Raw genomic sequence first — 21,336 nt, 5'->3', positions numbered from 1 at the left:
AAGACAGGATAAATTCATCTTTTATTTCTTGCAATTTGTCCGTTTTTTTCTTATATTTATAAGTAAAGAAAAAAATTGAATTATTAAAAGGAGAGAAAATAATGGGTTCCTCGGGGTCCTTGTGGACACAAGGCATAGTAATTATAGTCTTGACGGCAATTAACGCGTTTTTCGCAGCAAGTGAAATTGCCTTCGTATCAGTCAACCAGTCAAAAATGAAAGCATTAGCAGAAGAAGGTAATAAGAAAGCTCAAAGGGTTTTAGAATTATTAGATAATTCTGATGATTTCTTAGCAACTATTCAAGTTGCGATCACTTTAGCGGGATTCTTATCCAGTGCCTCTGCAGCGACTTCATTTGCTGACAGATTCTCAGCTTTGCTACCGACATTTCCTGGAGCAGCAACAGTTGCGATTGTTGTCGTTACGTTAATTTTGTCATATATTACTTTAGTGTTCGGTGAATTGTTTCCAAAACAAGTGGCATTACAAATGCCAGAAAAAATCGCCATGGGTACAAGTGGTATTATTGGAACGATTCAGAAAATTTTCCGTCCCTTTATTGCACTATTATCAGCTTCAACTGGATTATTACAGCGACTAACACCTCTTGATTTCTCAGAGAAAGATGAAAAATTCACTCGTGATGAGATGAAAGTGTTAATGGCTGAAAGTCGAAAAGAAGGTTCTATTGATTTAGCCGAATTTTCAATGCTTCAAGGTGTCCTATCTTTAGATGATAAGATGGCTAGAGAAATCATGGTGCCACGTACGGATACAATCATGGTTGATATTGAAGATGACTACGATGAGAATATTGAAGCGTTGCTAGCTACACCTTACTCACGAATTCCTATCTATGAAGGTGAAAAAGATAATGTTGTGGGTGTTGTTCATATGAAGAATTTATTGAAACACGCACGATCAGTTGGTTTTGATAATATTGATATTCTTGATATATCAAGTGAGCCACTATTTGTACCATCCACAGTCTTTGTTGATGATTTATTAGTCGAATTTCGACGTGAAGAAACTCACTTAGCTATACTACGAGATGAGTATGGTGGGGTTGAAGGAATCGTTACATTAGAAGACGTGTTAGAAGAGATTGTAGGGGATATCGAAGATGAGACAGATATCTCAACAGCAGGAGACATACGTAAAATCGATGATAACAATTATTACGTGAATGGTATTTTACCAATTGATAAATTTAATCAGTATTTTGATGTTGAATTAGAGAATGATGAAGTAGATACAATTGCTGGTCTGATTATTTATCATCTAGGCTATGTGCCAGACGATGACGAGCGAATTGTTCTAAGAGCAAGTGATTATGTGATTACAACAAGTCATATTGATAACGGTCGAATTCGTGGAATTCACGTGGAATATGATGACGATCACAAAATTTCGAGTGATTATAACTTATACCATGATGTCACTGCAGATGCGAGTGATATAACATTAGAAGAATTATTGGACTTAGACTCTGTAGAGAGTGATCAATAATCAAGTATGTCTAACGAACTTTCGGTACTCTTTGAGTCGGCCAGCTAGGACTGATCAAGCGCCAAAGTTCGTTTTTTTCTGGAGAATATTGAATAGAGGAGTAATAACATGTTAAACGAAATGATGCACCGCCCAATCGTGATGCAAAAAGTTGTTGACTTTATGCGTGAAGGCCAACTTGACTTTGAGGGAGGACTTGGAGAGATTGAAGCTTACGCAAATGAATTAGGCATTCCGATTGTACCGCACGAAACAGCTAAGTTTCTTGATTTCTTTACTGCAACCATGCAACCAAGTCAAATTCTCGAAATCGGAACAGCCATCGGCTTCTCAGCCAGTTTAATGGCACAGCATTTACAAGCAGATGGGCATTTAACGACCATTGACCGCTATGAAAAAATGTATGAACGTGCCAAAGAAAACTTTAAAAAATTGGGTCTAGAAGATCGCATTACTTTAATTGAAGGGGACGCAGCGGATGTCTTACCGAACTTAGAAGGGTCATATGATTTAATCTTTATGGATAGTGCCAAAGCGAAATATATCGAATTTTATCCTGAATGTATGCGTCTACTTCGTCAGGGTGGCGTATTAATTATTGACGATGTATTTCAAGGTGGTACCGTATTAGATGATGAAGCAGAAATCCCAAAACGCGTTAGAAAAATTCATCGTAAATTAAATGAATTGTTTGATACTGTATTAAATGATAAATCAAACCGTTCAACACTCGTTCCACTTGGCGATGGCCTTTTAATGGTCAGAAAGGAAGCGGCATAAATGACACGTGATATTCAACTCGTAGCAATTGATTTAGATGGGACTTTACTAAGAGATGACAAATCTTTGTCGCAAGAAAATGTAGACGCGATTAAAGAAGCGATTGAACAAGATGTTCAAGTCGTTATTTGTACAGGACGTACGCTACCGAGTATTCAATATTTGTCTAAACAACTGCCACAAGGGCATGGCGATGAATATTTAATCTTACAAAATGGGGCAGTTATCCATCAGTTACCTGACTTAAATATTGTTCATGAAACAATCTTAACTGAAGGAGACCGTCAAGCAATTTATGATGTCTTTAAAGAGTATCGAAGTGAAGAAGTTCAAATGGTTGCCTTTGATCCAGACAAGCTGTATTTAATTGATGATGAGACAGCGAATCCAACGGTTGTACAAGATGCTAAAACGTTAAGTACTGATATTACATTAGCAAAATTTGAAGAAGTTCTAAACTTAGAGACACTCTATAAAATCGTTGTCTTCGGTGGAGTTGAATTTATCGATAACTATTTAGAAAAAATTCCTAATGAATTATATGATCAAGTTCATATTGTCCGCTCTTTACCCGTTGCAATTGAATTTATTCCTAAATTAGCGAATAAAGCTAATGGTCTAAATGCTTTAATCCAACTATTAGATATTAAAGCTGAAAACATTATGACCATAGGGGATGAATTAAATGATTACGAAATGGTTAAAATGGCTGGTTTAGGAGTCGCAATGGAAAATGGCCATCCAGAAGTAAAAAGAGTGGCTGATGAGCTGACTTTAACGAATAATGAGAATGGAGTCGCACACGCGATTAGAAAATTTGTCACACAACCGCCACACAATAGTTAAGTAATATTTATACTTTATTCACATTTACAGGCTAAAATATGTATTTGAATGAGGACTTATTATTTAAAAGAACGAATATTAAATTTTTTGAGGTGAACAAATGAAAAAACTAATTATCTCTGTGGTATCAGCACTAGTCATCATAATTGTGGCATATAGTGCAGGTATCGGATATTATGCTGAGAAATTCCAAGCAAATACAACTTTTGGAAGTGTTGATATTAGTAACTTAACACTCCCTGAAGCGGAAGAAAAAATTCAAGAGGATATCTACAGCAAAACTTTCCAAATTACTGAGAACGGCCAAGAAGTTGGTTCGATTCAATTAGGTGAATTGGAACCAGAATTACAAACGGGTGAAGTTTTAACAGAAACTTACAATAGCCAAAACCCAAACGAGTGGATTACAGGTTACTTCCAATCTGAAAACCATGATGGTGGCTTAATGGAAACAATGAATTTTGACGAGCAAAAGTTAAACAAACAATTAGCGAATCTAGGTTTAAGTAATGAAGAGCGTACAGCGGCTCAAGATGCAGCCATTGAATATACTGAAGCGCAAGGTTACTACGTTACTGAAGCGGAAGAAGGAAATCAATTAGATATTGATAAAGTCAAAAAATTAATTATGAACGGTATTCAAAATGGTGAAGAATCAATCGAAATTAATTCAGCTTACTTAGAACCCGAACTATCAAGTCACGACGAAAAAATCGATTCAATCATGGAACAAATTGAAACAGCTAAAAACACTGAAATTAACCTTGAAATTGCTGGAAACAATGTCACAATTCCTCAAGAAACAATTGAAGAGTGGATTTACTTTGATTCAAATAACGAGATTGTTTATGACCAAGAATTAATTTACGAATATCTTGGAACATTAAACGATGAATACGCAACTTATAACAAACCACGTCAATTCCAAAGTACTTCAGAAGGTGAAGTAACGGTTGAACCCGGAACATTAGGTTGGTCCATTGACCGTGAATCAGAAACGCAAAACATTTTAGCTGATTTACAAGCTGGTGAGAATGTATCACGTCAACCAAATATAGTGGGGACAGGTTACAATACTGGAGGCAATGATATTGGGGATAGCTACGTTGAAGTCAGTGTTGACCACCAGACAATGTGGGTTTATGTTGATGGACAAATCGTAGTTGAAACACCTATCGTAACCGGACAAATCGGAACCGATACTGTACCAGGTGCTTACTCAATCTGGGATAAAGAAGAAGACGCTGAATTAAAAGGATACAACCCTCGTACAGAGCGTGATTACGTCCAACCAGTAAATTACTGGTTACCTTTTGACGATACAGGCCAAGGTATCCATGATGCTGGATGGCAAAGTAATTTTGGCGGAAACACTTATCAAGTATCAGGATCACTTGGATGTATTAATACACCACCTGATGTTATGGCAGAGGTTTTTGCTCATGCATACGAAGGTATGCCAGTCCTTATCCATTAATCTTAAGGGCTTTAAAATGACATTTTTAATAAATTAGGTTAATATGCAAAGTAGGGGAATGAAATATTCGACTACTTTGCTTTTCTTGTTTAGTCATAAATAATTAAGAAAATCTTAATTTATTGTGACAATTTTGACTATATTTCATAAAACTGTATAATTATTACGATATATATTTAATTAATATTTGACTAACCTAAATATTAATCCTTTATGTAAGGAGGAAGAAAACTATATGAAGAAGATACTTGTTGTCGACGATGAGAAGCCAATCTCGGATATTATTACATTCAATCTATCAAACGAAGGTTATGAAATTGTCACATGTTTTGATGGCGAAGATGCGATCGAAAAATTTAAAGAAACAAAACCTGACCTCGTTATTTTAGATTTAATGTTACCTAAAAAAGATGGCTTGGAAGTGTGTCGAGAAATTAGAAAAGAAAGTGCTGTGCCGATTATTATGTTAACGGCAAAAGATTCTGAGATAGATAAAGTACTCGGTCTGGAATTAGGTGCTGACGACTATGTAACGAAACCATTCTCTAACCGCGAACTAATGGCTCGTGTAAAAGCGAACCTACGTCGTAACGCATTAAAAGAAGTTGATGAAGATGAAAATAATGCCAATGAAATCAAAGTAGGCGAATTAATTGTTCACCAAGATGCATACATTGCATCGAAATTAGGTAGAGAAATAGAACTGACTCACCGTGAGTTTGAATTACTTCACTACTTAGCGAAACATATTGGACAAGTCATGACTCGTGAACATTTACTAGAAACAGTATGGGGTTATGATTATTTTGGGGATGTCCGAACAGTGGACGTAACAATTAGACGATTACGTGAGAAAATCGAAGATCAACCAAGTCACCCAACGTATATTATTACCCGTCGTGGTGTTGGATACTTTTTAAAAAATCCAGAACAAGAATAATTAAATACAAGATAAAGTGCCTGCTATTTGCAGAAGGATTCCTTCGCTTAGCAGGCACTTCTTGTATACATAATAACAACACAATGCTTATGATTCAAAGTAAATTAAATGAGATTCTAGCTTGTAATTATAGTTAAAAATCAATAAACTGAATCTATATGTTTTTAGAATTAAAATGTTTGAATTAAGGAGACACCAACATGTTATTATTGTGTTCAGAACTTAAAATTTTAGAAAGATTGGAGCAGATACGACGATGAAGCAAAGACCCTTTCGCTTTTTCCAATCGATATACTTTAAAATACCCTTACTATTTGTATTTATCTTAGTGATCACTTTCCAATTTATCGGAGTCATCTTTATTGACCAGTTAGAGACACAAACGGTAGATAATTTTAAAGTACAAATTAATACGCAAGCGGACTTTTTAGCGAATAATATCACACCGATATTATCCAATTCAGATCAAGAGTCACAAAGTGTGCTCAACCAATTGCGTCAAACTTTAGAAACTTTTAGCTCAACAGCGCCAGCGCGCCTTGAAGTAATTAATAATGCGCAAACGATTATTGCGACGAATCAGGGCTTAGATCAAAGTTCGATTGGGAACCAAACTACGGATGCCGATGCGCGTAATGTCTTACTTTATCAAACTGAATTACGCAGTGAATACTCAGACCCAGAAACAGATGCACCGATTTACAAATTAATTAAACCTATCTTTGGGACAACGCAAACGACGTTACTTGGAGTGTTAGTTATTGAAGCTAATATGGAGCAAATTTATAGTCAGAATAATAATATTATCGACCTGTTTCTTCAGTCTTCGATTTTAGCCGTAGGCGTTGCTTTACTGATTTCCTTTGTCTTAAGTCAAGGTTTAACCCGTCCAATTGAGAATATGCGTCAACAAGCCTTACGTATTTCGGAAGGGGTCTATAATTATCCTGCTGAAGTGTACGGTTATGATGAATTAGGCGAGTTAACGATAACCATTAATGAGCTGGCCGTCAAAGTAAAAGATGCCCAAGAATCAACCGAGTCAGAGAGACAACGCTTAGACGGAATTCTTCGTCATATGACTGATGGTGTTATCGGGACCGATCAGCGAGGACGCGTCCTTTTAGTAAATGATCGAGCACTCCAGTTGTTAAATATTCGCCAAGAACAAGCGATTGGTCATTCGATTTTACGTCTATTGAATATCGAATCAAAGATCGCTTTAAAAGAATTATTACAAAAAGATACTGAAGTTATGATTAATCACAGTGATAAAGGTGTAGATTCGATTTTAAAAGGTGAATTCTCGATTATTCGTCGAGAAACCGGCTTTGTTACTGGAGTTGTGTGTGTGCTAACAGACGTCACAGAACAAGAGAAGACCGAACAAGAACAACGCGATTTCGTATCAAATGTGTCGCACGAATTGCGTACACCTTTAACCAGTATTAAAAGTTATAGTGAAGCGCTATCTGATGGTGCTTGGCGTGACGAGAAGATTGCGCCGCAATTTTTAGAAGTCATTCAATCAGAAAGTAATCGTATGATACGTATGATCGCAAACTTACTGGATTTATCTAAGATGGATGGGGGTCAAATTACACTTCAGACCGACTACGTTGATTTGAAACGGATTATTAATCATATTTTAGACCGGTTAGTTTTCACTTTAGAATCGGATTCAAATGCAGGGAATTATAATTTTGTGCGTGAATTTACAACGCGGGATATCTATGTCGATATTGACCAGGACCGAATGACTCAGGTGATTGATAATATCTTAAATAATGCCGTAAAATATTCACCCGATGGGGGAACCATTACAGTTAAAATTGAAGATAACCACCGCAGTGTCATTGTACGTATCACCGATGAAGGGTTAGGAATTTCTAAGCAAGACGCTGAGAAATTATTTGATCGTTTCTACCGCGTTGATAAGGCGCGGTCTCGTGAACAAGGTGGTAGTGGACTCGGCCTTGCGATTTCTAAAGAGGTTATCGAATTACATGGCGGTTCAATTTGGGTAGATAGTGTTGAAGGTGAAGGCTCAACCTTTAACTTTGAATTACCTTATACCGAATTCACCGAGCTAGATGGGGAGTGGGGTTAATTGATGAGAAAACAAAATACGGGGATCACAGTCGTGCTCGTTATATTAGTTGCGATTAGTTTCTTATTCTCATACTTTATTCTTTATGATATCAACACATTTGAAAGTATTATAGGTAATGAAACAGCTCCAACAGAGGAAGAGATAGCGACTGAAACCATTCAATCAACTGCTAATTACTATTCACCCACGCGATTAAGTTTTCAAGATGTTGTCTCTTCAGATGAGTATATTATTCGATTAGGCCAACAGTCTTACTTCATTCGTGATGAAGCAACTATCAATACATTGCGTTCTTTAATTGAAAGTAGACCCATCTCAGTTGATAATGTGTCATATATGGAAGATCCGCAGTTACTTAATAATTTATTAGATGTTGATCATCTGCAGTTGGAATTACCGACGCGTATTCCCTTAGGAGCATATACGCGAGTATTATCCATTGGAGACGAGATACCGACAGATATTTTAATTGATCGAATTATTATTCCACTGTCTTCGCAAGAAGAGCGTGGAGTTTACTTAATTGATTCTGAGACAGAACGTGTGATTGAAGCAGAATTATCATCGAATTTAAGAAAAGATGAATTGCGTAATGCTATTACTTTAGAGAACTCAGATTTGCTTGAAGTGATTCGTTATCAAGGCGCAGATAAGCCAATTTACCTGCCAGTCAATAATGTAAACTTACAGTCGCAACTTTTTACCCTGGATGTATTGCCAGAAAATCTTCATGTCAGTGATTTGTTTGATAATACTGGCTTTAATACGACTGAAGTAGCAAATAGTGATGGAGACGAGGTATTCCGTTATCAAAACTATATTAACACACTTGATGTGAACCGAACGACTCAGCAGTTTGACTTAACAATCAGCCGGGCAGATCCGGGTGAGCCAAGAACGACCGTTGAGAAATTCCGTAATGCCTTTAGTATGGTGCAGCAATTTGAGTACTGGGAAGGCGATATTCGTCTATTCCATGAAGAGAATAACTTCATTACTTTTAGACGTTACTACAATGAATTACCCATCTTAACAAGCTCAAACATGCCTGATTATGGAGCGAACTCCGTTCAGATGCGTGGCGATTTGAGTGGGGATATCTTCCGATACCACCAACCGATGTTAACTTTTTATACGCATATCGACACGGCTTCACAAGAGTATGAATTGATGAATCATGAAGAAATTTTAGCAGTGCTTCAAGAACGAGGTTATACAGTGAATGGCTTTGAAGATATCTTTATGGCTTATGAATGGCAAGAAGATATGGAAATGTTTAGAAAAGCAGAGCTCATTCCGACTTGGTTCTTCCAATTAAACGGTGAGCACTATACTTTAGAAGAAATTCAAAGCGACGACTTTGTGGATATTTGGAATACTCAAGTACTTGGTGAAGGGGGAGCTGACTAGTGGACTTTAAACGCATTCAAATCGTATTAGTGTTTTTCTTTCTAGTATTCGATATTTACTTACTATTCATGTTGTTTAATCGAGCTGAAGTAGCCAGTTTACCAACTGAAGAGATTGAGCTAACCATTGAAGAAAATCTATCAAATCGTGGCGTTACTTTTGATGAATTGTCGACTGAAAAATATCAACTCCCCTTCGTCGTTTCAGAGACAAATAATCATCTTGCTGAAAATATTTCACAACTTGAAATAGAAGATGTATCTGTGAATCAAGAAGGCATGCTGACAGGGACTTTATCAGAACCGATGGATTTAGGACTCGGCTTAACAGCTGAAACAACGGGTTTTTCGACTGAACAGCGCCAAGCCCTTCAAGAAATATTGGAAAACCCAGCCTTATTTATCTCTGGCGATGTTTACCGAAATATTTGGTACGTCAATTCCGAACAAGTCATCTATGCTCGAATGACTGCCTTTGACGGGCGTCCGATTGTGGATGGTACAGCGGAAATCCGAATTAATTTGGATGACAACTTTATGATGACTGGTTATACGCAAACTTTCCAAAGCAATATTACAGAGCTTGACCGAGACCGGACCATCTTATCCGAACGTGAAGCTTTAGAAATTATTGATCGTCGTGTGGAAACTTTAATCCCAGACGGCTCGATAATTCATTATTCGATATTAGTTTATTACCGCCAGACGCAATTAGACGGCTTAAACGTCTATTCACCTGCTTGGCAAATCGTGTATGACAATCCGAATGGCCGCTTTACTTTATTAGTCGATGGTATTCGAGGAAACACAATTAACCGGAATCAATTTAATTAGGAAGAACCGCTCGCCACTATTGTGGTGGAGCGGTTTTTTGGGGGGATTTTTTTGGGGTCGCGATTTAAAATGCAACTCAGGCCAAATGGTTGATTGGTTTGTCTTGAGTAGACGCAACTCAGGCCAAATGGGAGTTCGGTTTGTCTTGAGTAGACGTAACTCAGGCCAAATGGCTGATCGGTTTGTCTTGAGGTGACAAACTTTTTAAATAATTACTCGTAACACATTTTCAAAAAGGAGTTTTTCAAAAGTAATTCATGCTTTAGTGTGCGAATGCATCCTATACATGGTAAAATACTATTATAATGAATGGAAAGTTAGGTGAGCCAAATGAATTTAAATCGTTTGAGCCGAAATATGTTGAACTTGTTACTCTCGCTCTTTATTCTTGTGTCGCTGATGACAATTTCAACTGTGAGTGCCCAAGATATTAGTTTTGATATAACAGAAGCAGATATTACAGGACAAATTTCGTCGGATGGGGATGTGTCTTTTAAAGAAATCTACACATTTGATGTCGATTATATGAATGGCGCTTACCACAATATCGATTATGGGGGTTACAATCTAACTGAATATCGTGTTGGGATTTTAGATGAAGAAGCCGGCGATATTAATTACCTCAATGAAAGTTTTAACGAAGCACCTGGAACGTTTAAAGTATCCGATAATGGTCAGATTTTTAGACTGCAAGTATTTAATCCAGCAGAGGACGAGACGGTGCGTTTTGTATTCGAATACACACTAGAAGAATTAATTACTAACTACAATGACACTGCCGAAATTAATCGCAAGATCGTTCCGGAAAATAAGGATGATGACTTTGCGGTCGATGCAAGAATTTACTTACCAAGAAGTGTCTCAAACCCAGATGATTTCCGAGCGTGGGGTTATGGACCTTATAACGGAGAAATTCAGCCGGTCACTGAAGGCAATCAAAGTTACATCGATATCACAGTGCCAGACAATGCACCAAATCAATTCGTGGAAGTCAATGCAATCTTCCCAACTGCATTAACACCAAATAATCAAAATGTCGTTCAAGCAAATATGAAAGATGAGATTATTGAGCGATCTGAAGCAACTGTCGAAGCAGATAGAGAGGCGCATGAAAGTTCACAACAACGCCGTTGGTTATGGGTCATCTTAGCTTTAATTGGCTTCCCACTCGTGACTATCTTTGCTTGGGTGTATTACTTCCGTAATCACCGTAAACTGAATCCAAAGCCAGCGCATGTCCCTGAACATGTCTATTCTTTACCAGAAGAGTTAACGCCAGCGATTATGGCAACAGCGGTTTTACGTGATAAGCCAATTGCAGATGATTTCTCGGCAACAATTATTGATTTAGCCCGTAAAGGATATATCAAAGTAGAAGAAGTCAGTCGAGAAAAACGCGGTCTTTTAAAACGCAAAAGCGCGTCAACCATTCGTGTATCGCCGGCTGAAGAAGAAGCTGACTTGTTTGATTTACAAAAACATGAACGCTATGTTTATGAATACTTACTTCCAAACAATGAACCGACAACACTCAGTCAAATTGAAGAAGATATTCAAAGTAATCGTAATACTAAAAAGCAAAAATACCGTAAATGGACACAGTTTGCTAATTACGTTGAAGTCAAAGGTGAACAAGTTAAAAATCAACCCAAAGAATATAATAATTCCGTTGGTTACGCTGTTCTAGCTGTTATCGCAAGTGTGATTATGTTATTTGTTTTACTATTTTTAACTTTAGATTCACCACTAGAAGAACATATTATGCCGATTTTACTAGCCTTCGCAATGAATTTGATCTTAGCCATTGTCATCTTATTATTGACGACACTTCGACCTATTCGAACTTACGAACAAGATAAGATGATTAAAGAGTGGAAAGGCTTTGCGAATATGTTGGATGATGTAGGGAATTTCAACATGCGTGAAGTTGCTTCACTGCCTCTCTGGGAAGAGTTTTTAGTTTATGCGATTTCCTTAGATGTGGCAGATAAAGTGATTGAAGCCATGAATAAAGAATATGGTATGGAAGAATTGAGCCAAATGGCAATGCCAATGGTTATCTACAGTAACCCTTACTGGATTAACCAAGTTGTCAGACCATCGATTAGCCAATCCGTGACAAGTAGCGCTCCAGCACAAAGCAATTACTCTGGATCGAATACGGGAGGTTTTGGTGGTGGCTTCTCTAGTGGGTCATCTGGAGGATCAGGTGGTGGTGGGGGAACCGGTGGTTTCTAGACCAAACTAGCCAAACATCTATCAGGCACATTTTGCTTGATAGATGTTTTTTTGTAAGCAATAAGCATTGCCAATCTCGAGTTGTAATGATAAGCTATCTAGTACGTTAAAATGAAAGTAAAGAGTGATTAAATGACTGAAATAATTATACCTGGATCGACACCAGGTAAAGAAGAAAAGAAAAGTGATCAAGACGCATTTGATACATTGCAATACTCCATTTTAGCCAGTGGAAGTAGTGGGAACTGTACTTATGTCGAATCGATGAATCACCGAATTATGATTGATGCCGGACTCAGCGGCAAGCGAATCGAAGCCCTATTTGCTCAAATCGACCGTCAGGTGAGCGATATTGATGCGATTCTCGTGACGCATGAGCACAAAGATCATATTCACGGTGTTGGCGTCCTATCGCGTAAATACAATATTCCAATCTATGCCAATGCTAAGACATGGAGCGCCATGGAAAATATGATCGGAAAAATCGCACCCGAGAACCGTCAATATATCGAACCAGATACACTTGTATCGATTGGTGATATTGATGTGTTAAGCTATGGTGTCAGCCACGATGCGATTCAACCACAATTTTATGCTTTTCAAAAAGGCAAAAAACATTTCGCTATGCTAACAGATACAGGTTACGTCAGCGACCGCTTACGCAGCCAACTAAAAAATCTTTCGGCTTACTTAATCGAGAGTAACCATGAGATTGAACTGCTACGCTACGGAAAATATCCTTGGTCTGTTAAACAAAGAATCTTAAGCGACAAAGGTCATTTAAGTAACGAAGACGGTGCCTTAGCGATGAAAGACTTAATCGGTAACAACACGACCGATATTTACCTAGGTCACTTAAGCCGTGACAACAATACAAAAGATTTTGCGATGGCTTCAATGAAAGATATCTTACGTTACAACAACTTTGCAGTGAACGAAGATTTCTTATTACACATGACCGATCCCGGCGAAGCAACCCCCTTAAAACGCCTATAAACGTATAAGCAACCCGTCTGAGTCAGCCAAAGCTAATAAAGACGGGTTTTTGTATTGAAAATGTGGTGTGAGCTGGCTCACGCCTAATGAATTGTGATTTGTCTTATGTTGCCTCTTCTCAAGCCAAACCAATCACCCATTTGGCTTAAGATACACCTGAAAAGTGGCACAGCAATTTTACATTAACGCGATGTCATAAAGATTAAGACAGCTTAAGATTATAATCCAGATTTTATTGATAATTTTTCATAAATGATTCATAAATGGTTGTTAAGATATAGTATGTAATAAAAATTAGAAAGGAAGATGCTAGTGAAAAAGAAAAACCATCAAACCGAAACTCAATCATCAAGCTTTTGGCGTAGTGTGTTCGGCGGAATTACGGGAACTGTCCTTGTATTATCATTAGTCAGTGTCCTAGGATTCGGCTTATTGAGTGACGATCAACCAACCGCATATTCGCAAGAAGACTTAATTGAATTCGAATCAACAATTACTCAAACAGTGCAAGATACACAGGAAGCTGTCGTATCAGTCGGAAACTACCAATCAGTTCAAACAAGTCCATTTGGCCAAAGAGGCTATGTTGAAGGGCAAGGATTACAACTGGAAGATATCCAACAAGAACCAATTCTAGTGGGTACAGGTAGTGGTGTTATTTATAAAGTTGATGGAGAGAAAGCCTACGTTGTTACAAATAACCACGTTATTGATGGGCATGACTCTTTAGAAGTCACTTTAAATGACGGAACTCAAATTGAAGCAACCGAAGTAGGGTCAGATGCGCTAAGTGACTTAGCAGTTTTACAAATCTCATCTGAAAGTGTTACTGATGTGATTGAATTTGCGAACTCTGATGAAATCCAAGTTGGTAGCATAGCAATTGCTATCGGATCACCTTTAGACTCAGCAACATTCGCCTCAACAGTAACACAAGGGATTGTCTCAGGACTTAACCGTTCATTACCAATCGATACAGATGGTGATGGGGCAGAGGACTGGGAAATGACTTTACTACAAACGGATGCAGCGATTAACCCAGGTAACTCTGGTGGGGCTTTAGTTAATTCAAGTGGTCAACTGATCGGAATTAACTCAAGTAAAATTGCTACATCGACCGTCGAAGGAATGGGCTTTGCTATTCCAAGTAACGATGTGACTCAAATCATCGAGCAACTTGAAGCCAATGGTGAAGTCATCCGTCCAGTACTCGGAACAACAACTGTTAACTTGAACTACTTTGCCCTTGAAACACGTGTTCAAGATTTAGGTTTAGCTGAAGACATGACTGACGGAGCTGTTGTTATTGATGTAGCAGCAAACTCATCAGCCGAAGCAGCAGGTATTGAACAATTCGATGTCATTACCGCAATCAATGACGAGCCAGTTTCTGATGGCCAAGTATTACGTCAATTACTCTATGAATACCAAGTTGGCGACACAATTACCCTAACAATTATCCGTGGTGGGGAAGAGCAACAAATTGATGTGACATTAGAAGCATCACCCACTACAAACTCTCAACCAGTACAATAAAAACTCACAACGTTAAGTGAAATAAATTGAATAAATCTACCCATTATTTCAATTTTTCTTCTCAAGAACACTTTTCCTAAGCGTCAGTGAAACAAAGAAACGGTTTAGCGTCATGCTAGACCGTTTCTTTGTTTTGTAAAAACGAAGTTAAAGGATTCTACTTGTGAATAAAATCTATGTGTATAAACATGCAAAGCTAAGTTATCAACAAATAAACAAGTTATCAACAGAAAACACCCCGATAATTGTGTATAACTGTTGAAAAGTGTGGATAAGTACACAAAATGAATTGAAATTACATCTATAAATGTGAAAAAATAATAAACAGATGATAATTATGGGGTAATCAACAGAAAAATGACTTATGCACAGACTTATGCACAACCCCTTAGTGGATAAGTCACAAAAATGACCATATTTTACATAAAAACCGAAATAAATGCACGAAATTCAAATTAATACCGTCCATGAATTGTGGATAACTTTTATAAAAAACAAAAAACTCACTTCACAAAGTATGAAGTGAGCCCAAACTATATTTACAGTTGATTAAGATAATCAAATTTTTCAAACGTATGTGTATTCGCAATCCCAACCAAGATAACATCTTCTTGCAAAGGCTCAGCGATATTAATGCCAGTTAAATTCTCTCCACGCTCAGAACGTTGTCCAATCAAGTTAATCTCGTATTTACGGCGTAAGTCTAGATTTGTCACTAGCTTACCAATCCAAGCTTCAGGAATTTCAAATTCTATAATCGATGTATCATCATCCAAACGCAAGACTTCATCAATTTTATTTCGTAATATTTTCGATGCTAATCGGTGACCAGAATCACGTTCCGGTGCCACAACCGCACTCACACCCACTTCATACAAGACATCTTCAAACATCAAACTACGAGCCTTCGCAACGATCTGAGGAACTCCTAATTTCTTACAATGCATCACTGCAAGAACCGCACTTTCTAAGTGACTCCCCGTTGCGATCACTACAACGTCACAGTTATTAATCCCGACATTTCGAAGTAATTCAATGTCTGTAAAGTCACCAATCGTCGCATTTGTCACTTGTTCTGATATCTTTTGAACTTTAGCCGCGTCAGTATCAATGGCGATGACTTCACACCCATACTCACTTAACTCAGTTGCGACGCGCACGCCGAAAATACCTAAACCAAGCACACCTACTATTTTTTTATTCATTTTGAACCCCTCTCATATTAACCAAGGAAAATATTCGTCTCTGCATAATGTATTTCTCGATTACGTCTTTGTAAAATACCTAATAGTAAGGTAATAGGCCCAACACGCCCGGCAATCATCAGAACAACCATGATAGATACCCCAAAAGGATTTAAATAATCAATCGTATTAAAAGAAATTCCGGCTGAACCTAGGGCATTTGCTGTCTCGAATAAAATATCTAAAGAATCAAGATGAGGATGAGTTAATAAAATCGCCCCATACCCAACAAATAATAAAATGACAAAGAATAAAACAATAATCACTGCTTGCTTCACTAAACGTGATGGAATAATTCGTTTAAAAGCCACGACATGGTCATAACTTTGAACCTCAGATTTAAATAATAAGACCAAAATCGCAAACGAAGTGACCTTAATCCCGCCAGCTGTCCCACCCGGTGCACCACCAATAATTGTCTGCACCATAGAACTTAATTTTGTAAAAGGATTTAACTCATAGTAATTCACCGAAGTATAGCCAGCCGTACGCGTATTTGTAGTATTAAAGAATGCGTTCAAGAGCTTCAAGCCCGGAGACATATTCCCAATCGAATTAGGATTCGACCATTCAGCAGCTAGAAACAAGACTGTCCCTAAAGCGATAATCGCACCTGAAAAGACCAAGACAATACGAGTATGAACGGATAAATGTTGAAAAGCGAGCTTCAATGACCGTGGACGACTTTTAATATACTTGCCGACACGTTCAGATAATTCAAACCAAACAGAAAAACCAATCCCACCAGAAATCACTAAAAACGAAACAGTTAATAGAATCAATGGATTGTTGTAAAAGCCTTCTAAACTATCTGTGTATAAATTATGAAAACCAGAATTACTAAAAGAAGAGATGGATAAGAATAAAGCATTAAAAGCCCCTCTAGCAAAGCCAAAACGAGGTACAAAATCATACATAATAATTAAAGCTCCAATAAACTCAGCAGAAAGCGTAAATTTATAAATTAATAATAGAAAATCCATCAAGTTACGGTTCGTATCCCGACTTAAAGATTGTTGAAGTAAATACTGATCTTGCAATGACAGTCGTCGGTTAAGATAGAAAATCCCAACGTTTAAGATCGTAATCACACCAAGCCCACCGACCTGGATGAGTAATAGAGCAACCACTTGCCCCGCTAAATTATACGTCTCAGCAATGGGTAAAGCTGCCATGCCCGATACACAAACAAGCGAAATCGCTGTTAATAAGTGGTCGAAGTAACCTACATCGGTTGAAGGCTGGTGAAAGATAGGAAGAGATAAAATCAAACTTCCGATAAAAGCCACAAGCACAAAACTTAATGTTAATTGAAGAGAAGTCGAAATTTTTCGGTTCCCAATCGTAATGGCCAAACCTAATCGCTCCTTTCGATAATTAATTCAATGTAAATATCATACAAAATATATCTGATAAATGCTATGATAATTCAGACAAAGGAGTGAGGAAATGAATATCGAAGTGATTGTTGTAGGAAAATTAAAAGAAAAATATTTAAAAATGGGTATCGCAGAATACTTAAAAAGACTCGATGCTTACGCCAATGTAAAAGTTATCGAACTCGCCGACGAACCAACTAAGGAAAATATGAGTAGCGTCGAAGAAGAAGCTGTCTTAGCCAAAGAAGCAGAACGTATCAAAGCTAAATTAGACCCAAGTCGTAAAGTCATTGTCTTAGCGATTGAAGGAAAACTTATCTCATCAGAAGAACTAGCTAGCCAATTAGACGATTACGCCACTTACGGGCAGAGTAAAGTAACCTTTATTATCGGAGGATCACTAGGCTTACACAAATCATTAAAACAATCGGCAGACTTATCCATCAGCTTCGGCCGAATAACATTACCTCATCAGTTAATGCGATTAGTGTTGGTAGAGCAAATCTACCGAGCGTTTCGGATAATGAAGGGACATAGTTATCATAAATAGATGATTCATCCTGAAAATAATGTAATTTAAGATGAGTAATGATATTTAGGTATAATTAGTTTAAAAAGAACTATTCCAGATATTATTTATATTTAACGTAAACATAGACATAATAGATTAGGAGAATCTATATTGAAAGAACTTGCTAAAGAAAAAGCACTTTTAAATTTACTCAACGATATGGAAGAGATTGAAGATAAGTTATCAGAATGGCTAGATGACACTAATATATTTCAAATACTTAAGTTATCAAGAACGGAAATCAGGCACAGTAATTTTTTAGCCTACTTACTTTCTCCCCATGAAAGTCATAAATGGCAGGATAAGTTTTTCAAAGCTTTACTTAAAACAGTCTTTGAAGATAATGCAAATTTAAATGGTGACTTTGATTACTTTGAATTAGTTTTGAATGACTACAATGACTTGATGATTTATAGAGAACATCAAAACATAGATCTTTTATTAGTAACAGAAAATAAAAAGGTGGTTATGGCTATTGAAAATAAAATTGGTGCAAGTGAATCCTCACACCAATTAAATAAATACCAACATTATGTAGAAAACCATTTTAAAGATTACACAAAGATTTTTGTTTTTTTGACTCCTGAACGCGAGGAAGCAACCAACGATAATTGGTACCCCATTTCGTATAGTGATGTCATAAATATTTTAGAACGTTTAATGAAAATCTATGGCTTAAATACAAAAATTAACTTTTTAGTCATTGATTATATAAATGCTTTAAGGAGAGATGTCTTAGTGGATGAGAGGTTACAAAAAATTTGTAGTAGAATTTATAGTCAACATCAAGAAGCGCTGGATTTAATTTTTGAATATAAACCAGACAATTTGAGTGTGATGAGTGAATTATATAGTGAAGCCGTAATTAATTTAGAGAAGGAAGGCTTATTAATTTCGAAACCAAATCACTCAACTAAAACTCTCATACGTTTCGAAACGATGGAAATGAACAAAGTGTTTCCAAAGTTATCGAGTGATTTTCCCGGAGGTTGGGGAAATCATAATGCTTACGCTTTTGAAATATTGAATAAAGATGCTAAATCATCAGGGAAAATAAAAATAGCTTTTACTGGTAAAATTGATCCAGAAAAACGATTGGTTCTAGAAACAACTCTTAGTCATTTTGATAATCGAAGAAAAAAATCAAATTGGGAATGGTGGACAATTGGTAACTGGAAAATTAGGAAAGTAAATCAAAATTTTGTTGAGAATATTGTAGTAAGGCTGGGGGAAGAAGATAGAGAAGTTATTGTTAATGAGATAACGGATAGTTTAAGAAAACAGATGGTAGAAATTAATAACTATTGTGATGGATTGATTTCAAAATATATTGAGTTAAGTAATGATAGCCTATTGTCTGATTAAAGCCAAAAGTTTCCATAATCTTGTTACGCTTTCTATTTTATAGAGTATAGTCGGACTGAGTGCGATATGTCTCAAAGACCAATTTATCTAATCAACAATGATTTGCTAGAGATTCTTTTTTAATCGTATTAAAATAGCTAATAGAATTTATTACCTATCGATGGTACGGACATGCGTATCATAAGTAGTGATAGCTTTTTGAATAATTATTGAACTGAGGGGAGACTTTTGTTTGCTGATTAAAGGTAGTTTCTACCGGGGGTCTTTTAGGTAATAAAATAAATGATGCTGAATATGTGTAAGAAGTAATTTGAAACTGTGAATAATTTTTGGGATATAAATGAGGTGAAAGATTGGAAATAAAATTAAGTCCACTAGAAGTGATTTCTTTGAGACAATTAGTTAGAGAAGCAATTCAAATGTATGAAATAATAATTAAACTAGTAAACACTGATAAGCAATTGCTAGGTCTTCTATCAAATTCTATAATTCCATTTTTAGCTTTTATAGTTGATGGAATGATTAAGTTTTTTCCAGACGACGTTGACTATTCAGAAAATAATTTATCGCTAGAAAATGATAAGTTTAAAAAGTTTGTAGTAAAAATTAGAGTTGGGCATAAGCTTTATAATGACAAAAGATATACGAAGAAGTTAAGAATGATGCGAGAAATACAGTCTAATAATATTGAGTTTTTAACATCTGATTATAATTGCTTACAGCAAGAAGTGATAGAAATTATAGGGCAAAAAGACTATGGTACTTTTAGTTACGACGGAATTGATTATTTTAATAATATGCAAGGTTATATATATTTAGCTTATTTATTTGAGAATACTAGTAAAGTAAAATATAAAGAAGGTAGACAATATTATAATGACACAATAAGAAATATATCGAGTAGCTTAACTGTTGTATTAAAAAGTTCGGTTGAAGGATTTGTAAACGCTTGGGGTCTTATAATTGATAAAGAAAGTAAAATAAATATCGATAGTAGAAGATTTTCTACGGAAGACTCTTTTCTAATAGATTCTACTAGAAAAGATATTTTTAATGATATGTTACCATCAGAAGTTCAAATATTCCTTCATAGTAATTTGTGCCAAATGAACTTTGTTTCTGTAATTTTACCAGATGTTTTAGAAAATAGAGCGGATTTATATATAAGATTCATGATAATTACATACTTAGAAGCAATAAAGAGTCTGGACATTATAGTGAAAGAGAATGAATCGCTTCAAGATATAACAGGAATAAAAATTAGTGAGGTATTAAATAATAAAATTTATAAGTTACTCTCGAAAGGTAATATAAGAAATAATGTAGCGCATTATAATATTAGAGGGTATAGTATTACAAATCTTGAAGATAGAGTTGATACAGATAATCTTTTGATGAAAATTATTGAACTTGAGACTGGTGCTGATTTTTATACCTTTTGGAAAGATTTCTTATTTCAGTTTGAACAACTTAAACAATTAATCGAGTCTTTAATTTTTAGCTCTTGGTAAATCTTACTGATAAAGAACTGTCAACATGTTTAAAAGATAATAATAAAGATATAAGAAGAAGCAAAGAATATTTAAGCAACAACCGTCTAGTATTGATGATCATTGATATGGGAAGGTTGTTTTATTATAGATTATTTAAATAATTTACCTATGTTAACTATTAAAAACGTTATTATCTTTTGTCATTCATATGGAGACTTAATAGATATTATGTTTTTAAATGAGAGTTGTTTGCAATTTATAATTTTTATATAATAAAAGGGTTGACAATTTTAATGAAGAAGCATAATATATAAAGCAATAGATTAATAAGCGACTGTGATGAAGAGAAGAGTAGCGAAACGACTTAACAAGTACAGAGAGCCTGGTTCGGTGAAAAAGGGCGGTTTAATCGTGAGTGAAGATGAGCTTGGAGCAGTTTAAGAGGTTAACGCTTCTTAGACGGGAACACCCGATACAGTGTGCAGTATTTATTGATACTGATTGAGCTATTATTTGTGAAGATAATAGAAATTAGGGTGGTAACACGACTCTTCGTCCCTTTTGTTAGAGATATCTCTGACAAAAGGGACTTTTTTGGCTCTTT

Annotated in this window: 16 protein-coding genes; 14 read left to right on the top strand and 2 right to left on the bottom strand. The window is 36.2% G+C overall.

Going from position 1 to position 21,336, the window contains the following annotated elements; translation table 11 throughout:
• The first annotated feature begins 101 nt into the window (after nt 1–101).
• The 11 genes from HW423_RS09285 to HW423_RS09235 all read left to right on the top strand — a co-directional run bounded on the left by HW423_RS09285 (nt 102) and on the right by HW423_RS09235 (nt 14,680).
• The gene (locus HW423_RS09285) at nt 102–1,511 is read left to right on the top strand and encodes a hemolysin family protein (RefSeq protein WP_218931636.1); all 1,410 of its coding nucleotides are present in this window, start codon (nt 102–104) and stop codon (nt 1,509–1,511) included.
• A gap of 108 nt (nt 1,512–1,619) precedes the next feature.
• Complete coding sequence (locus HW423_RS09280; protein ID WP_218931635.1) at nt 1,620–2,291, top strand: O-methyltransferase; 672 nt, start codon at nt 1,620–1,622, stop codon at nt 2,289–2,291.
• The gene (locus HW423_RS09275; RefSeq protein ID WP_218931634.1) at nt 2,292–3,137 is read left to right on the top strand and encodes a Cof-type HAD-IIB family hydrolase; all 846 of its coding nucleotides are present in this window, start codon (nt 2,292–2,294) and stop codon (nt 3,135–3,137) included. It abuts the gene before it with no gap.
• A gap of 100 nt (nt 3,138–3,237) precedes the next feature.
• Nucleotides 3,238–4,614: a L,D-transpeptidase family protein gene (locus HW423_RS09270; RefSeq protein WP_218931633.1), complete on the top strand. Its 1,377-nt coding sequence runs from the start codon at nt 3,238–3,240 to the stop codon at nt 4,612–4,614.
• 235 nt (nt 4,615–4,849) lie between these two features.
• Nucleotides 4,850–5,554 (top strand): response regulator YycF, encoded by a 705-nt coding sequence (gene yycF, locus HW423_RS09265; RefSeq protein WP_218931632.1) that lies wholly within the window; start codon nt 4,850–4,852, stop codon nt 5,552–5,554.
• 256 nt (nt 5,555–5,810) lie between these two features.
• Nucleotides 5,811–7,664: a cell wall metabolism sensor histidine kinase WalK gene (gene walK / locus HW423_RS09260; RefSeq protein WP_218931631.1), complete on the top strand. Its 1,854-nt coding sequence runs from the start codon at nt 5,811–5,813 to the stop codon at nt 7,662–7,664.
• A 3-nt stretch (nt 7,665–7,667) separates the two neighbouring features.
• Nucleotides 7,668–9,077: a two-component system activity regulator YycH gene (gene yycH / locus HW423_RS09255; RefSeq protein WP_218931630.1), complete on the top strand. Its 1,410-nt coding sequence runs from the start codon at nt 7,668–7,670 to the stop codon at nt 9,075–9,077.
• Complete coding sequence (yycI, locus tag HW423_RS09250; RefSeq protein ID WP_218931629.1) at nt 9,077–9,910, top strand: two-component system regulatory protein YycI; 834 nt, start codon at nt 9,077–9,079, stop codon at nt 9,908–9,910. Before yycH ends, yycI begins: the two co-directional genes overlap by 1 nt.
• A 330-nt stretch (nt 9,911–10,240) precedes the next feature.
• The gene (locus HW423_RS09245; protein WP_218931628.1) at nt 10,241–12,148 is read left to right on the top strand and encodes a DUF2207 domain-containing protein; all 1,908 of its coding nucleotides are present in this window, start codon (nt 10,241–10,243) and stop codon (nt 12,146–12,148) included.
• Nucleotides 12,149–12,280: 132 nt separating this feature from the next.
• Nucleotides 12,281–13,144, top strand: a complete 864-nt coding sequence (locus HW423_RS09240) for an MBL fold metallo-hydrolase (RefSeq protein ID WP_218931627.1) — start codon at nt 12,281–12,283, stop codon at nt 13,142–13,144.
• Nucleotides 13,145–13,456: 312 nt separating this feature from the next.
• The gene (locus tag HW423_RS09235; protein WP_328803161.1) at nt 13,457–14,680 is read left to right on the top strand and encodes a S1C family serine protease; all 1,224 of its coding nucleotides are present in this window, start codon (nt 13,457–13,459) and stop codon (nt 14,678–14,680) included.
• Between the two features lie 539 nt (nt 14,681–15,219).
• On the opposite strand, the gene HW423_RS09230 is transcribed toward HW423_RS09235, so the two are convergent.
• Together HW423_RS09230 and HW423_RS09225 are read right to left on the bottom strand one after the other, a co-directional pair.
• Nucleotides 15,220–15,885: a potassium channel family protein gene (locus HW423_RS09230; RefSeq protein WP_218931625.1), complete on the bottom strand. Its 666-nt coding sequence runs from the start codon at nt 15,883–15,885 to the stop codon at nt 15,220–15,222.
• A 17-nt stretch (nt 15,886–15,902) separates the two neighbouring features.
• Nucleotides 15,903–17,279, bottom strand: a complete 1,377-nt coding sequence (locus HW423_RS09225) for a TrkH family potassium uptake protein (RefSeq protein ID WP_218931624.1) — start codon at nt 17,277–17,279, stop codon at nt 15,903–15,905.
• A gap of 94 nt (nt 17,280–17,373) precedes the next feature.
• Between HW423_RS09225 and rlmH the strand changes: the two genes are divergently transcribed.
• The 3 genes from rlmH to HW423_RS09210 all read left to right on the top strand — a co-directional run bounded on the left by rlmH (nt 17,374) and on the right by HW423_RS09210 (nt 20,750).
• Nucleotides 17,374–17,853, top strand: a complete 480-nt coding sequence (gene rlmH / locus HW423_RS09220) for a 23S rRNA (pseudouridine(1915)-N(3))-methyltransferase RlmH (RefSeq protein WP_218931623.1) — start codon at nt 17,374–17,376, stop codon at nt 17,851–17,853.
• A 132-nt stretch (nt 17,854–17,985) separates the two neighbouring features.
• Entirely contained in the window at nt 17,986–19,239 is a 1,254-nt protein-coding gene (locus HW423_RS09215; RefSeq protein ID WP_235956440.1) for a PDDEXK-like family protein, read from the top strand.
• A gap of 353 nt (nt 19,240–19,592) precedes the next feature.
• A complete protein-coding gene (locus HW423_RS09210; RefSeq protein ID WP_218931622.1) occupies nt 19,593–20,750 on the top strand; it encodes a hypothetical protein in 1,158 nt (385 codons plus the stop codon).
• Nucleotides 20,751–21,336 lie beyond the last annotated feature (586 nt).

The sequence above is a fragment of the Ruoffia halotolerans genome, assembly GCF_014049385.1.
Taxonomy (GTDB): domain Bacteria; phylum Bacillota; class Bacilli; order Lactobacillales; family Aerococcaceae; genus Ruoffia; species Ruoffia halotolerans.
This window is presented reverse-complemented; position numbering and strand designations above follow the sequence as displayed.